Origin of the sequence: Dokdonella sp. (assembly GCF_051958935.1) — a bacterium.
Taxonomy (GTDB): domain Bacteria; phylum Pseudomonadota; class Gammaproteobacteria; order Xanthomonadales; family Rhodanobacteraceae; genus Dokdonella_A.
Map to the genome: position 1 here is coordinate 13,258 of NZ_JBQCFP010000080.1, position 14,628 is coordinate 27,885.

10 protein-coding genes are annotated in these 14,628 nt (G+C 68.5%); 5 read left to right on the forward strand and 5 right to left on the reverse strand.

Annotated features, from left to right (window positions below; genetic code table 11):
• Window position 1: 1 nt before the first annotated feature.
• Complete coding sequence (gene crcB, locus ACTHK2_RS07090) at window positions 2–388, reverse strand: fluoride efflux transporter CrcB (RefSeq protein ID WP_440245007.1); 387 nt, start codon at window positions 386–388, stop codon at window positions 2–4.
• Window positions 389–655: 267 nt separating this feature from the next.
• Between crcB and ACTHK2_RS07095 the strand changes: the two genes are divergently transcribed.
• Together ACTHK2_RS07095 and ACTHK2_RS07100 are read left to right on the forward strand one after the other, a co-directional pair.
• A complete protein-coding gene (locus tag ACTHK2_RS07095) occupies window positions 656–3,712 on the forward strand; it encodes a proprotein convertase P-domain-containing protein (protein ID WP_440245008.1) in 3,057 nt (1,018 codons plus the stop codon).
• A 533-nt stretch (window positions 3,713–4,245) separates the two neighbouring features.
• Entirely contained in the window at window positions 4,246–5,469 is a 1,224-nt protein-coding gene (locus ACTHK2_RS07100) for a multidrug effflux MFS transporter (RefSeq protein ID WP_440245009.1), read from the forward strand.
• 50 nt (window positions 5,470–5,519) lie between these two features.
• Here the strand turns inward: ACTHK2_RS07100 and ACTHK2_RS07105 are convergent, their stop codons facing one another.
• From ACTHK2_RS07105 to ACTHK2_RS07120, 4 genes are all read right to left on the reverse strand, one after another.
• Window positions 5,520–6,248, reverse strand: a complete 729-nt coding sequence (locus ACTHK2_RS07105) for a WD40/YVTN/BNR-like repeat-containing protein (RefSeq protein ID WP_440245010.1) — start codon at window positions 6,246–6,248, stop codon at window positions 5,520–5,522.
• 69 nt (window positions 6,249–6,317) lie between these two features.
• Complete coding sequence (locus ACTHK2_RS07110; protein ID WP_440245011.1) at window positions 6,318–8,039, reverse strand: hypothetical protein; 1,722 nt, start codon at window positions 8,037–8,039, stop codon at window positions 6,318–6,320.
• Between the two features lie 90 nt (window positions 8,040–8,129).
• Window positions 8,130–8,381: a hypothetical protein gene (locus tag ACTHK2_RS07115; protein ID WP_440245012.1), complete on the reverse strand. Its 252-nt coding sequence runs from the start codon at window positions 8,379–8,381 to the stop codon at window positions 8,130–8,132.
• A 186-nt stretch (window positions 8,382–8,567) separates the two neighbouring features.
• Window positions 8,568–10,490: a M2 family metallopeptidase gene (locus ACTHK2_RS07120; RefSeq protein WP_440245013.1), complete on the reverse strand. Its 1,923-nt coding sequence runs from the start codon at window positions 10,488–10,490 to the stop codon at window positions 8,568–8,570.
• Window positions 10,491–10,646: 156 nt separating this feature from the next.
• On the opposite strand from ACTHK2_RS07120, the gene ACTHK2_RS07125 reads away from it, so the two are divergent.
• From ACTHK2_RS07125 to ACTHK2_RS07135, 3 genes are all read left to right on the forward strand, one after another.
• The gene (locus ACTHK2_RS07125; RefSeq protein ID WP_440245014.1) at window positions 10,647–12,836 is read left to right on the forward strand and encodes a winged helix-turn-helix domain-containing protein; all 2,190 of its coding nucleotides are present in this window, start codon (window positions 10,647–10,649) and stop codon (window positions 12,834–12,836) included.
• Window positions 12,837–13,062: 226 nt separating this feature from the next.
• Window positions 13,063–13,929, forward strand: a complete 867-nt coding sequence (locus ACTHK2_RS07130) for a helix-turn-helix domain-containing protein (RefSeq protein WP_440245015.1) — start codon at window positions 13,063–13,065, stop codon at window positions 13,927–13,929.
• Between the two features lie 300 nt (window positions 13,930–14,229).
• Window positions 14,230–14,628, forward strand: a 399-nt coding sequence (locus tag ACTHK2_RS07135) for a TonB-dependent receptor plug domain-containing protein (protein WP_440245016.1), incomplete at its 3' end; no start/stop codon positions are given.

Genomic DNA, 14,628 nt, shown 5'->3' on the forward strand with positions numbered 1-14,628 from the left:
CTCACCCACGCAGGAACAGGCGCACGAGCCCGAAGCCGGCCAGCGTCATGGCGATCGACCCTGCCACGTGCGCCCCGATGATCGTGGCTGCCCAGCCCCACTGCGCACGCAGCATGAGGCTCGCGGTTTCCGCGGAGAACGAGGAGAACGTCGTGAGTCCGCCGAGGAACCCCGTCGTCACGGCGAGGCGCCAGGCCAGCGGCACGCTGTCCAGATGTGCGAACACGCCCATCGCCACGCCCATGATCAGGCCGCCGGCGAGGTTCGCCGCGAGGGTGCCCAGCGGGAGGTGCGGCAGCACGGGATTCAGTGCCAGGCCGAGCAGCCAGCGCACGATCGCGCCGGCAAAGGCGCCGAAGCCGACGGCGAGTACGGAGGCGGCATTCATGCGTGGGGGTTCCGGGGCCGGCATGCGCGGGACGCGGCGCACGGGCGCGATCGTAACAGGGGGGGCGGGACGCGGCGGAAGACCGCTCGTGCCTCCTCCTGGAGGCGGAGTGCTTGCGTCCCCGGGCGCATGTGGTGTAAATCGGAGGATTGTCCGCTCCGCCTGCGGACGTACTGCGGTGCTTCCGCAGCAGGAACCTACGGCGGGCGCGCCCTGGGGGGCGCGCATCCATCTGGACCACTTTCGCTCGACGCCACTGGGGAAATCATGCGAGTTTGCCATCGACTGCGGGCCTTCGCCGGCCTTGCCGTACTTTTATCAGCCGCGATTCCCGTGCTCGCGCACGCGCGCATCGTCACCATCGACATCAACCAGGCCAAGGGTGTCGATACCAACGTCGACTACGCGCGCCTGGTCGAATACGGGCCGTGGGACGACCGCAACTATGCGCTCACCCAGGCCGATCTCGCCTACCTGCCCAAGGAAGAAACCGAGGCACGCGATCCGCTGCCCGCGTTCTACCGCGTCTGGGCGCGCAAGGCGGCGATCGCCGAGGGCCACCCGCTGCCGACCAGCGGCCCTGCCCAGTATCCGCGCAGCGCCGTCAATACGTTCCTGCAGCGCTTCCACGGCATCCAGATCGATGGCCACATCTACCGCGGCATCAACCGTATCGACGGCAACCGCTTCGAGGTCTTCGACGAGGAAGAACTCGAGGAGATGGGCGAGAACTGGCCGAAGTTCCTGACCGGTGAAGTGAAGATCACCAACCCGGTGGGCGCCGAGGAAACCGCGATCGCGGTCAATCCGGTCGACACCAATTACGTCATCGCGGGCAGCAACGGCCCCGGCAGCGGCCAGAAGATGTGGCGCTCGACCGACGGCGGCCTGACCTGGAGCAACGCGATCAGCCTGCCCGGCAGCACCTGCTGCGATGCCACGGTCGGCTGGTCGACCGACGGCCAGATCGCCTACACCTCGTCGCTCATGAGTTGCGGCGGTTCCGGCTGCGGCGTCGACTTCTTCCGCTCGACGGACAAGGGCGCGACCTGGAGCCGCAGTGCCGGCCTCGTCGCGAGCGGCTCGGACAAGGAATACCTGCACGTCGATTCCTATCCGGGCTCGCCGTACAAGGACAACATCTACGTGTCCTGGCACCAGAGCAACGTGCAGAAGTTCGCGCGCTCGACCGACAAGGGCCTGACCTTCAGCACGCCGATGACGCTCGACTCGACGTTCAGGGGCATCGGCAGCGACATCACGACCGACAAGCAGGGCAACGTCTACTACTTCTTCCCGTCCACCACGGGCAGCAACATCCGCGTGGTCAAGTCGACCGACGGCGGTGCGACGTTCGCCGCGAGCGGTGTCACGGTCGCCAACACGGTCGCCTCGTTCGACTTCCCGCTGCCGTCGATGTCCACGCGCAACGCGTTCATCTACGCCGCGGCCGACGCCGACCTGACCAATGGCCCGTACGGCAACAGCATCTACGTCGCGTGGCCGGACACCTACGGCCCGGAGAGCGGCACCGCCGCGAACAACCATGCGCGCGTGCAGGTCGGTTACTCGCGTGACGGCGGCGCGACCTGGACGGTCACCACCCCGCACCCGACCGCGGACGGCCAGACCGTCGACCGTTACCAGCAGTGGTTGAAGGTCGACGACTGGGGCCGCGTCCACGTCGTCTATTACGACACCCGCCACAGCACCAACCGCACCGGCGTCGACCTCTACTACTCGGTCTCGCTCGATGGTGCGCAGACGTGGGAAACGCCGCGCCGCCTGACCACCGTGACGTCGCCGAAGATCAACACGTCGATGGAGTGGGGCGACTACAACGGCATGGACATGGCGATGAACGACATCATCGCCATCTACACCGACAACCGCGCCGTCAACAATGGCGACGTGTGGGGCGTCGGCGGCTTCGCCGATTCGCCTGCTCCGGACTATCGCCTCGGCCTGCCGACGACGACGCAGTACGTCTGCGCCGGCAGCGCGATCGCGCCGGTTTCGGTCGCGGTGAGTTCGCTCGCGGGTTACGCCGGTACGGTCACCTTGAGCCTGCCGGGCCTGGACACCTCCGCGTTCACGGGCGGCCTGTTCGCGCCCAACCCGGTCACGCCACCGACCAACAGCAGCACGACGTCGATGTTGACGCTCGGCACGCAGCCTGGCGCGGCGGCGGGCAGCTACACGGTCACCGTGCGCGGCACGGACAACCAGGCGCCCGCCGTGGTCAAGGACGCGACCTTCGCGGTGCAGATCGCCGCTGGCCAGCCGGGCTCGACGTCGTTGACGGTGCCCGCGAACGGCGCAACCGGCGTGGGTACTACGCCGACGTTCACCTGGTCCGCGATCGCCGACGCGACGCAGTACCGCTTCCAGCTGTCGACCAGCCCCGCGTTCGGCTCGTTCGTCGCGAACGAGGTGGTGTCGGCCACGAGCTTCACGCCGGCGACCTCGCTGAGCCCCAACACGACGTATTACTGGCGCGTCTACGGCATGAACGGCTGCGGCGAGGGCACGGCATCGACGGTGTCGAGCTTCACCACTGCGAACATGATCTGCCGTGCGCCGGGCGTCGCGATCCCCGACAACAACGCCACCGGTGTGACCGACACGCTGAGCATCAGCGACACGGCGACGCTGACCGACCTCAAGCTCTCGATCAAGGCGACCCATACCTGGGTCGGCGACCTCAAGTTCACGCTGAAGAAGGTCGACAGCAACACCAGCACGATCGTCATCGATCGCCCGGGCGCGCCTGCGACGACCAACGGCTGCTCGAGCGACAACGTCGACGTCATCGTCGACGACGGTTCGCCCACCGTGGTTGAGACCCAGTGCAACGCGTCGCCGCCGGCGCTGTCGGGCAACGTCAAGCCGAACAATCCGCTCGCGGCGCCGTTCAACGGCCAGACGATCGGCGGCACGTGGACGCTCAACGTGTCCGATGCCGCGGGTTCGGACACCGGTACGCTCGATGAGTGGTGCCTGCTGCCGACCACCACCGGCGGTACGACCACGTACACCGTCGGTGGCAACGTCGCCGGCCTGACGGGCAGCGGCCTCGTGCTCTCGCTCAATGCGGGTGCGCAGACGCTCCCGGTCGCGGGCAGTGGCGCGTTCGCTTTCCCGACCGGCATCGCCGACGGCGCGGCATATGACGTCACCGTCGGCACGCAGCCGAGCGGCCAGACCTGCACGGTCACCGACGGCAGCGGCAACATTGCGGGAGCGAACGTGACGAATGTCGCCGTCGACTGCGTCGACGACATCGACGACACGATCTTCGCCGACGGTTTCGACTTACTGTAAGCACGCGCGCCAGCGCGTTTCATCCGGGGGCCGGTCGCCCGCGACCGGCCCCTTTTTCTTGGTTGTTCGCCCATCTGCGAGAGCGATGCTCTTTCGCAGTGGGCTTGGCAGCCTCGGCACGCCACACGGGACTCGCAACGTCCGGGTCCGCTCCGGATCGTCGCGCACGGCTTCTTTGGCCGAGCGAAGCGCTGTCGCCAGGCTCCGCTCGCTCGGCGGCGAGCGGGTGTGTTCTCCTTGCTTGCCCAAAGAGGAGGCATCAACAGAATGGGTGCCCCGCGCCGCCGCCCGCGAGGCTGCGCCTTGCGGGTCCGCAGTCGTCGACCGGGTGCGCCGACAGCGGGACCGAGCGTCTCCCGCATCGACACCAAGGGCTGGATTCCGGCTTTCGCCGGAATGACGGACTTCGTGCTCGCCCCAACCGAGCGGAGTCGCGCGACAGCATCGCGCCTGGCGAGAGCCGCTTTGCGCCTGTGCGCACTCCCAGCCGGGCGCACTTCGCTGTAGCATGCCGGGCCGCCCGGTCCACGTGCATGCCCATCGCGACAACTCCCCGCCGCCGCCTGCTCGCGCCGCTGCTCGCTGCGCTGGCGATGTTCGGCCCGTTCTCGATCGACACGATCTTTCCGGCGTTCCCCGCGATGGAGGCCGAGCTGCGCGCGAGTCCGTTCGCGATGCAGCAGACGATCAGCGTCTACATGATTGCCTACGCGCTGATGTCGCTGCTGCACGGCCCCTTCTCCGATGCGCTCGGCCGCCGCCGCGTGATCCTCGCCGGCGTGATCGTGTTCACGCTCGCCTCGGTCGGCTGCGCGCTGTCGGGTTCGATCGGATCGCTGCTCGCGTTTCGCGCACTGCAGGGCATGTCCGCGGGCGCGGGGCTCATCGTCGGGCGCGCGATCATCCGCGACTGCTTCGACGGCGTCGAAGCGCAGAAGCTGATGTCGACGGTATCGATGATCTTCGGCATCGCACCTGCGATCGCGCCGATCGTCGGCGGCTGGGTCATCGCGTTCGCGCGCTGGCCGATGATTTTCGCGCTGCTCGCGGCATTCGCACTCGCGCTGTGGCTCGCCTGTCTTGCGCTGCTGCCGGAGACGCATCCGCGCGAGCGGCGCGTGCCGCTGTCGCTGCGCGAACTCGCGACGACCTACCGGCTGATCGGCCGCGATCGCGCCTTCCTGCCGCTCGCGCTGGCCGGTTCGCTCAATTTCAACGCTTTGTGGGTGTACATCTCGTCGGCGCCCGTATTCGTACTCGACCTGCTCGAACTCGATGCGCAGCATTTCGCCTGGCTGTTCGTGCCCGCGATCAGCGGCATGATGACGGGCGCATTCCTCTCCGGTCGCGTCGCCGGACGGCTCACGGCGGCGACGACGGTGCGCCTCGGCTACGCGATCATGCTGATCGCAGCGACGCTCAACGTGCTGCTCGCCTGGCTGATGCCGCAGCCGCGCGTGCCCTGGTCGGTGATCCCGATCGGCCTGCATGCGATCGGCATCGGCATGAATTTCCCGACCCTCACGCTGCTGCTGCTCGATCGCTTCCCGCATCATCGCGGCGCGGTGTCGTCGGTGCAGGCGTTCATCAGCCTTGTCATCAGCGCGACGATCGCCGGCGCGCTCGCGCCCGTGCTGTCGGCCAGTCCCTTGCGCCTCGCGCTCGGCGCATTGTTGTCGACGACACTCGGCTTCGCCGGCTGGCAGCTGTATCGCGCGATCCAGCAACGCGAGCATCGCATCGCCGCCGCCGCGTAGACCCGCGGCGGTGGCACGGCGCAGACCGGGCGTCCGCCCGGTCCACCGCGTTACGGACCGTCGAATCCGTCGAGGAAGATCGTGTCCAGGCGCAGCAGGAATGCGCCGCGACCATGCGTGCACGCGAGCATGTTGCCCGTATGCGCGTTCGCCTTGATGTCGAACACGGCGACATTGGGCATGCCCTGGTTGTACGGCATCCAGCTCGCGCCGGCGTCGGTGGAGAGGTACATGCCGATGTCCGTGCCGGCCCATACCTGGTCCGCGAAATTGGGATCGAAGGCGATCGAATTGACCGGGATGTCCGGCAGGCCGTTCGACGCGTCGCTCCAGCTCTGCCCGCCGTCGACCGACTTGCGCACGTTGTGCGCCGGCAGGGCGCCGGTGAAGCCTGCGCGCGACTGGAACACGACGTCCGGGTTGCGCGGATCGACCGCGATGTCGGACACGTACTGGGCGATCACCGCGGGCGCGGCATCGGTTTCGGTGAAGCTCGTGCCGCCGTCGATCGAGCGCCAGAAACGCCCATTGCTCGTGCCGACGAACAACGTGCTCGCGGGCTGGCCGGGCACGACGTTGGCGATGCTCTCGATCGCGCTGATCGCACCGGCCGTCGCCGAGGGCGGCACCGGCGGAGCGAACGCCGCGCCGCCGTTGAGATGCGTGTAGACGATGCTCGACGAGGTCGCGGCGACCGTGTTGGTGAAGAACGACGGCGCGATGTAGAGATGGTCGGTGCCGAAGTAGAGCGTGTCGGTGACGCCGTGGTCGAGCGCCATGGGTGCGTAGAACAGAACGTTGTCGGCCGGGTCGATGCCGTTATTCCAGCCCGCGTACGTGCCCGCGAATCAGGCGTAGTCACTCGGCACCGAGGCGGCGCCGTTCAACGCGACGGCCGCGCCGACGAGGTAGTTGGACTGGTTGAAATAGGTGTGCGCGACCTGGTTCGGCGGTCCCTGATCGATGAGCGCGAAGCCGCCGTCGCCGTCGTCGCTGTGGGTCCACGCATTTGCGCCGAGCCAGCTGTTCGTGCCGTTGTCCTGCGTGCCGCCGAAGGCCTGGTGCGGATCGCTCGGGTGCAGGTCGCACTGTTCGAACTGCGTCAGCTGCAGGCTGTTGTTGACGCTGATCCAGTGATCGCCGCTGTCGTCGCTGCGGAATACGCCGCCGTCGTTGCCGACCCAGATCTTAACCGGCTGGCCCGGCCACGAGGTGATCGCGTGAATGTCCGCGTGCAATGCGGACTGGCCGTCGATGCCGACCACCGCATCGACCATCGTAGTGCCGCCGTCGATCGAGCGCATGAACGAGCTCGGCAGGCTGCCCGAGTTGCCGGCGCCGCCGGTGAAGACCGTCGACGGCGTTTCGGGCGGTGTGTACACCGGCATGTCGTACCAGCACTGGCCACCGCAGTAGCCGTTCGCGGCGGGCTTGAGCGTCCAGTTGGCGCCGCCGTCGCTGGATGCGTAGAGCTGGCCGCCGCCACCGGTGGTCACGCTGACGCCGAGATAGAGCGCACTCGTGCCACCGTTCGGTGCGGCGGACAACCAGGTGCGCGCGATGCCACCGACACCGTTGTTGCCGACGATCGCGGGCAAGCCGGTCGCGACGCCGTCGACCGCGTTCCAGGTCGCGCCGTTGTCGGTCGACTTCAGCAATCCGCCGCCGACCGCGGGGGCGACCAGTGACATGCTCGCCCACCACGTCGTGCTCGTGACCGGGTCCTGCACGATGCGCGAGACGCGCGCCTGCGCGACGGGCGACGCCGACAGCGTCCAGGTCGCGCCACCGTCATTGGACGTGTAGATGCCGCGCGTCGGCGCGGTCGGTCCCGGCGCACCGCCGACACCGAAGATGCCGCTCGACGAACCCGCCAGCACGTGCTGCGGATCGGTGACATCCACCACGATCGTCGTGACGCTGCGGTTGCCGAACTGAGCCTGGCCGTACGGGCCCTGCCACGTCTGGCCCGAGTCGGTCGATTTGTAGATGCCGACGCCGGCGTAGCTGTCACCGCTGAAATTGCCCTCGCCGGTGCCGATGTACAGCGTGGCCTGGTTGAGCGGGTGCCCACCCGGCGCGAGCGCGATCGAGCCGACCGCGAGCGAACCGAGGTAATCGGTGAGCGGTGTCCACGTCGCGCCGTTGTCGAGCGTGCGCCAGACGCCGCCCTGCGCGCCGCCGGCGTAGACCGCATTGTCGATCGGATCGATCGCGAGCGCGGCGACGCGCCCGGCGACCGGGGAACGCGTGCTCGCGGTCGCCGAGGTCGGCGTCTGGCCGGCGAGGATCGGCGCGGGACCGATCGCCTGCCAGGTCTCGCCATGGATCGCGCCGCTCGGGACCGTCGCGGCGCGGAACGCGTCATAGGCGCGGAGCCGCGCTGCCGAAGCGTCGAAGGTGGCGTCGTACGGATTGATGCGCCGGATCGCGTAATAGGCCTCGCGCCGCGCCGCGACGTCGCCCGCCTCTTCGTCTGCCTGGGGCGGTTTCGCCGCCTGCACGTCGGCGACGATACCGACCATGCCCAAGCCCGCGACCAGCAACAACGTGTGCAACGGTGTGCTCATGGCGCCCTCCTGTCGATCCCCGGGGTGGATGGAATCGTGAAGGAGGCGGAGTGTATATCCGTCCGTGGGCGGATGAATGTGCCGGAGCGGCTACATGGCCGGCGGCGAGGCGGTCTGTCCGCCGCCGAGGATCGCGCGCAGCACCGCGAAGACTTCGTCCTTGCTGCCGGTCACGGTGATCTGCGCTTCGCGCGGGATGCCGGTGCCGATGTTGACCGAATAGCCGACGCCGAGGTCGTTGCCGTCCTCGTCGATGCGCGCGTAGGTCTCGGGCCGGCTGATGTAGACGATCGCGCCTGCGTCGACGAAGCGGCCATCGGGGAGCTTGATCCAGCGCTGCATGGGGGGGGAAGGCCGGGAATGGGGAATGGGGAATCGGGAATCGGAAAGCGAAACCCGCAGCGAGTCTAGCAAATCTCGAATCACGGTTCTCCCGATTCCCTGATCCATGAATCATCCATCACGAATCACATCTGCCATTCCCCATTCCCCATTCCCATTCCCCATTCCCCATTCCCATTCCCGGCGTCACTGCCAGCCGCAGCTCGTGCCCTGGTTCTGCTCCTGCAGCCACGCGTAGAGCGGGGCGAAGTAGTCGATGATCGCGCTCGCGTCCATCTCCTCCTTGCCGGTGAGTTCCTTCAGCGTCTGCTGCCACGGCTGCTGCGCGCCCTGCGCGAGCATCTTCCAGTATTTCGCGCCCGCTTCCTTGCTGCCGTAGATGGAACACTGCGACAGCGGACCCTTGTAGCCGGCCGCGTCGCAGAGCGAGCGGTAGAACTGGAACTGCAGGATGTCGGCGAGGAAGTAGCGCATGTACGGCACGTTCGTCGGCACGTGGTTCTTCGCGCCCGGGTCGAAGTCGGCCGGCGTCGCCGCGACCGGCGAAGAGAGGCCCTGGTACTTGCGGCGCAGCTGCCACCAGCCTTCGTTGTACTTGTCCGGCGCGATCGAACCGTCGAATACGCCCCAGCGCCATTTGTCGATGAGCAGGCCGAACGGCAGGAATGCGACCTTCTCGAGCGCGAGCTTCATCTGTGCGTTGAGCACCGCCTTGTCATCGCTGCCGGCCCTTCCGGCGAGGCCGATCTGCGCGAGGTACGCAGGCGTGATGTTGAGCCGGATCGTGTCGCCGATCGCTTCGTGGAAACCGTCGTTGGCGCCGCCCTGGAAGATCGGCGCGATGTCCTTGTAGGCCATGTAGTAATAGATGTGGCCCATCTCGTGGTAGATCGTGTACTGGTCTTCCTCGGTCGGCTTGATGCACATCTTGATGCGCATGTCGGTGCTGCCCGGATCCATCGGCCACGCGCTCGCGTGGCAGAGCGCATCGCGATCGCGCGGGCGCAGCAGCATCGACTTGTCGTAGAACGACGCCGGCAGCGGCGGGAAACCGATCGAGGTATAGAAATCCTCCGAGCGGCGCACCATCGCGACCGCGCTCTTCATGTCCGCGTCGTGCTCGAGCCGGGCGAGGTCGAGCGGCGTCGGCTTGCCCTTGAACGCCTTGCGCAGTGCATCGAGCTGCGCCTTGCGCTGCGCTTGCAGATGCTCGTTGACGTCGAGATTGCCGACGCCGGGATAGGGCTGCAGCAGCGGGTAGAGGTTGGACCAGTCCTGTGCCCACATGTTGCCGGTGATGTGGGCGGGGATCGTGCCATCCTTCGGCATGCGCTCGCCGTACGTCGCGGCGAGCTTGTTGCGCGCATAACACTGCAACTGCCCGTACAGCGGCTGCACCTGTCCCCACAGGCGATCGGTTTCGCGCGCGAACGCGTCCGGTGCCATGTCGTATCCGGCGCGCCACATCGTGCCGACATTGTCGTAGCCGAGATCGCGCGCGCCTTCGTTGAGGAGTTCGGCGAAGCGCTGGTAGTCCTTCAGCATGCCGCGGCCGACGCGGTGCCATCCGCTCCAGGCGTCGAGCGCATGGTCCCAGTCGCGATCGGTCGCGATCACTTCAGACAACTGGTCGAGCGTGCGGCAGCTCGCGGGGTCCGTGTCGTCCTTGCAGTACTTGCCCGAACCGTAGGCCGCGGTCAGCTTCGAGGCGAGGTTGGTCGCCTCGGTCAGGTGCGCCGGGTTCTTCGGCGCCGGCATCGCGGTCTGCAGCTTCAGCAGGTCGAGGGCGCGGCGGTCCCGGGGGTCGATGTCGGCGACCTTGTCGAAGCGGCGCGACGCGTCGATCTTCGCCGACAGCCACTTCAGCATCGCCTCGTTGGCGCGTGCCGTGAGCATCTCGGTGTCGCTGGTGATGTAGGTCTCGGCGACCCATTCGGCCGCGCTCGCGATGACGGACTGCGCCTTGTATTCCGCGTTCATCGCTTCGACGAAGGCGTGTGCCTGTGCAGCGGTCGGGGCGGTTGGGGCCTCCGGCTTGCCTGCGGCGGACAACGCCGGCGGCAGTAGCGCGAGGGAAACGGCGACGAGCGATGCCGGCAAGGTGCGCATCGTAGACTCTCCGGACGGACCAGGATGCGCCGCAGGCTAGTGGCACGTCCCCGTGCGCGCAAGCTGCGCCGCGGCGGGGCGATTTGTGTTCACGCCCGAATGTAAATACGATGCGGGTCGTAGGTTTGCAGGGTGCAGCCGACGGAGTCGGAGCGCATGAATGCGTTGTCGCAGGTCCGCCTCGAGGTCGGTCGTTTCCTCGAGGTCGGCGCGCACATCCTCGATACGGACACGTTGCGGCTCGTCACGACGCCGGACGCGAAGCTGCCGCCGAAGGCCGTGGCGGTGCTCGTGCGCCTGGCGCACGCGGGCGGGCGCACCCTCGGTCGCGACGAACTGCTCGACGAAGTCTGGCGCGGCACCTGCCCGACGCCGGACGTGCTGACGCAGGCGATCAAGGACCTGCGCCGTGCGCTCGGCGACGATCCGCACGCGCCGCAGTACATCGAGACGGTGCCGCGCCTCGGCTACCGGCTCGTCGCGGCGACGCGGTTCCTCGACGCGCTGCCGCTCGTTTCCGCACCCGAGCCGGAGGCCGCGTCGAGCCCTGCCGTGTCGCCCGCGGCGGCTGCACGACCGCGCCGACCGCACGGCTGGTTCGACGCGACCGCGCTGCTGCTCTGCGCGGTCGCGCTCGCCTTCGCAGTCGCCGCGCTCGTGCGCACGTTCGTGACGCCGACCGAGCCGCCGAAGATCGAGCGATGGCAGGTCGACAACCAGCGCAGCCTCACGTCCGAGCCGGGGCCCGAGAGCTTCCCGCGCATTTCGCCGGATGGAAGCCGCATCGCGTATTCGATCGGCGATCCGGCCACGCATTCCGCGCGCATCGTGCAGAAGGCGCTCGATGCCCCGGGCGCGGTGCGCCTCGGCGCGGTGGAGCGCGGCAACGAGTACTACCCGATGTGGTCGCCAGATGGCAGCGCGATCGCGTTCATGCGCTTCGAGGACGAGCGGTGCAGCCTCATCGTGGTGCCGCCGCTCGGTGGTTCCGAGCGCGTCGTCGACGAGTGCCACGCGGGCCTCGTCAATCCGTTCGCCTGGTTGCCGGACGGCAGCGGCCTCGTCAGCACGGCGCCGTCGCAGCAGGGCGTCGACGACATGAGCATCGTCTCGTGGCCGCTCGCCGGCGGCGCCGCGCGCCGGCTCGACTACGCACACGCGTTCAACGACACCGACCTCGATGCGCGTTATTCGCCCGACGGTCGCTGGATCGCGTTCCGCCGCGGCGCGAATCCGAACAGCGACCTGTTCGTCGTGCCCGCGGCCGGTGGCGAGGTGCGGCAGCTGACGCGACTGGCCACGCGCATCCGCGGCTACGACTGGGTGCGCGACGGCAGCGCGCTGGTTTTTTCCTCCGGCCAGGGCGGACAGCAGGCGCTGTATGTCGTCGACATCGCCGACGGCCGCATCGACGCGCTCGGCGTGCAGCCCGCGGAATATCCGAGCGCGGCGCGGTCGACGGACACGGTCGTGTACGAGATCCCGCGCATACGGCAGCAGCTCGCGCGGATCGACGTCGCGGCACCCGCTGCGCCGGTCGACCTCGTGCCGTCGACCGGCAGTGACGGCTTCCCGGCGGCTTCGCCGGTCGGCGACGATGTCGTGTTCGTTTCCGACCGCGGCGGCTCGCAGCAGTTATGGATCCTGCCGCACGGCGCGCACGAGGCCTATGCGCTCACCGCGCTGCCGGAACCAACCCTGCTGCACCCGATCTGGCGCGCCGATGGCGAGCGCGTGCTCGTCACCGCGCGCGGCCCGTTCGGGGGGCGGCTCGTCGAGGTCGAAGTCTCGTCGCGCGTCGTGCACGCGCTCACCGACGTCGCCGACGAGGATGTCCGAAGCGGCACCTACGGCGGCGCGGATGGCCGCTTCGTCGCGGTCGTCAGTGCCGAGGAGCGGCGCAGCGAGCTCATCGCGTTCGACTCGGTCGGAGGCCACGAAACGAACCGTCGCGTGCTGGCCCAGGACGTCGGCCGTGCCGACTTCGACCCGGTCGCGCGCGCGATCCACTTCACGCGCATCACCGCGCCGGGGTTGTTCCGCCTCGACCTCGCTACCGGCGAGGAAACCGAAGTCACGAGCGTGCTGTCGCCCTCGCACCTGGACGGCTGGCGGGTGCACGCCGGCGAGCTCTACTACATCGCCCCGAGGGCGGTCGGGCCCAGCGAGCTGATGGCGCGGCCGCTGCGCGGTGGCGACGAACGCACCGTGCTGGCCCTGCCGGGGCCGATCGCCGACCTCGCCTTCGGCGTCAGCGGAGACGGTCGCAGCATCTACGTCGCACGGGTCGTCGCCGAGGACACCGACGTCGGCGCAGTGCGCCTGCGCCGCGCGACGGTCGACTGACGCTGCGCTCCCGCCGTGGGCCGTGGTGCGCCCGGGCGTGCCCTTGATGCGGTGAAGCGTGAGGCGCTTGCGCGCCCTGTCGCGTGCGCCTTTCCGGGGGTCGCGCACTCGCCATGAATTCGTCGCTGGGCGGCCACGCTTCGTCGAAAAGTCGGCGACGCTTCCTGACTCCGCCGCGAATTTGACGCTACTACGGGTCGACGGGACCTAACGACAGGTGGCGCGAATGCGGATCGGGTGCGAGCGGCTGGCGAACGGCGGCAGGTTGGATATCGGCGGGGGCGAGGGTGCCGGCACGGCATCGACGCTGCGCGTGGTAGTGGGTGGCGGGCGGGGCTGCGTGATGCAGGGCACCGCACAGGCGGCGATGGTGTTCGTGCCCCTGCGCGGCCGGCTGCAACTCGCCGAAGGCGACAACCTGCACACGCTGCTGCCGGGCGAACTGCTCGTGGTCGAACAGGGCCAGCGCGTGCAGGCGATCGGTCGCGGCGCCGCGCTGTGGATCGCGCTCGCCTGCGGTGCATCGGCGTGGCGGCGTGCCGCCGGCGCCGACACGCCGACCGATCCGGTGCTGCTCCCCGCGCTGCATCCCGCCAGCCGCGCCCTGCGTTCGACCGTGATCGACGTTGCCCGCGCGGCCGCGCACGAGAAGAACACGACGCTCGCGCTGGCGACATTCGCCGCGGCGATGACGGAGCTGCAGGCCGAGTTCGATCCACTCATCGCGCGCTGCCCGGGACGTACCGCGTCGCAGCGCCGCGCGGTGTTCCTGCGCCTGCAGCGCGTGCGCAACGTGATGGCGGCGAACTGCCATCTCGACCTCGACATCGCCGGCTTCGCGCGCATGGCGAGCTACTCGCCGTGCCATTTCATCCGCGCGTTCAGCACGGTGTACGGCGAGACGCCGCACGCGGTGCTGGTCGAGCAGCGCCTGCGCCGCGCGCACCGGCTCATCAACGCGAGCGGCCTCGCAATCACCGAGGTCGCGCGCGTGAGCGGCTTCGAGGATCGCTGCGCGTTCGCCCGTTCATTCAAGCGCCGCTTCGGCATCACGGCGAGCGGCCTGCGCGAACAGTGTCGTGCCGCCGCGTGACCGTAATTGCGCGCGACGCGTGCAGTCGCCGGCGCGTGCATGTTCCCCGATTGCGGATCCGTTGCTCAATTTCTGCAACCTATCCTGAAAAGCCAGGCCAAGGCTCCGTCTTCACGTTTTCCTAATGTTCGCGAAGGCCGACGGTTTCTCCGGCGGCGCGGGGACACTACGAGAACAGAGGAGAACACCATGCGACACATGCAGCTTCGACAGGCGATCCGGCGCGCGCTCGTCGTGATGCCGGGATACGCGCGACCGTTCGGCGTAGCATCGCTTGCCGCGGCGGCCGGCCTCGGTGCGATGGCGACGGCGCACGCGCAGAACGCCGACGACAGCCAGAAGCTCGAGACGATCACGGTGACGGGTTCGAACATCCGTCGCGTGGACATCGAGACCTCCAACCCGGTCGTCACCATCGATCGCGCCGCGATCGAAAAGACCGGCAAGCTGACCCTGGGCGACCTTGTCCAGCAGCTCCCGGCCGTCACCGGCCCGAACACCAACCCGCAGGTCAACAACTCCGGCGGCAGCGGCTTTTCGAGCATTGGCCTGCGCGGCCTCGGCTCGCCGCGTACGCTGGTGCTGATCAACGGCCATCGTTACCTGTCGGGCGATCCGAACGCGATCCCGGCGAACATGGTCGAGCGCATCGAAGTGCTCACCGACGGCGCGTCGTCGGTATACGGCTCCGACGCGATC

Bases quoted from the DNA above. Each gene is read 5' to 3' on its own strand.
- ACTHK2_RS07105 (WP_440245010.1), bottom strand. From the start codon at position 6,248: ATGGCGCTCGACCACGGCGTCACCGACACGCTCTACTTCGGCACCGAC.
- ACTHK2_RS07095 (WP_440245008.1), top strand. From the start codon at position 656: ATGCGAGTTTGCCATCGACTGCGGGCCTTCGCCGGCCTTGCCGTACTT.
- ACTHK2_RS07100 (WP_440245009.1), top strand. From the start codon at position 4,246: ATGCCCATCGCGACAACTCCCCGCCGCCGCCTGCTCGCGCCGCTGCTC.
- ACTHK2_RS07110 (WP_440245011.1), bottom strand. From the start codon at position 8,039: ATGAGCACACCGTTGCACACGTTGTTGCTGGTCGCGGGCTTGGGCATG.
- ACTHK2_RS07115 (WP_440245012.1), bottom strand. From the start codon at position 8,381: ATGCAGCGCTGGATCAAGCTCCCCGATGGCCGCTTCGTCGACGCAGGC.
- ACTHK2_RS07125 (WP_440245014.1), top strand. From the start codon at position 10,647: ATGAATGCGTTGTCGCAGGTCCGCCTCGAGGTCGGTCGTTTCCTCGAG.
- ACTHK2_RS07120 (WP_440245013.1), bottom strand. From the start codon at position 10,490: ATGCGCACCTTGCCGGCATCGCTCGTCGCCGTTTCCCTCGCGCTACTG.
- crcB (WP_440245007.1), bottom strand. From the start codon at position 388: ATGAATGCCGCCTCCGTACTCGCCGTCGGCTTCGGCGCCTTTGCCGGC.
- ACTHK2_RS07130 (WP_440245015.1), top strand. From the start codon at position 13,063: ATGCGGATCGGGTGCGAGCGGCTGGCGAACGGCGGCAGGTTGGATATC.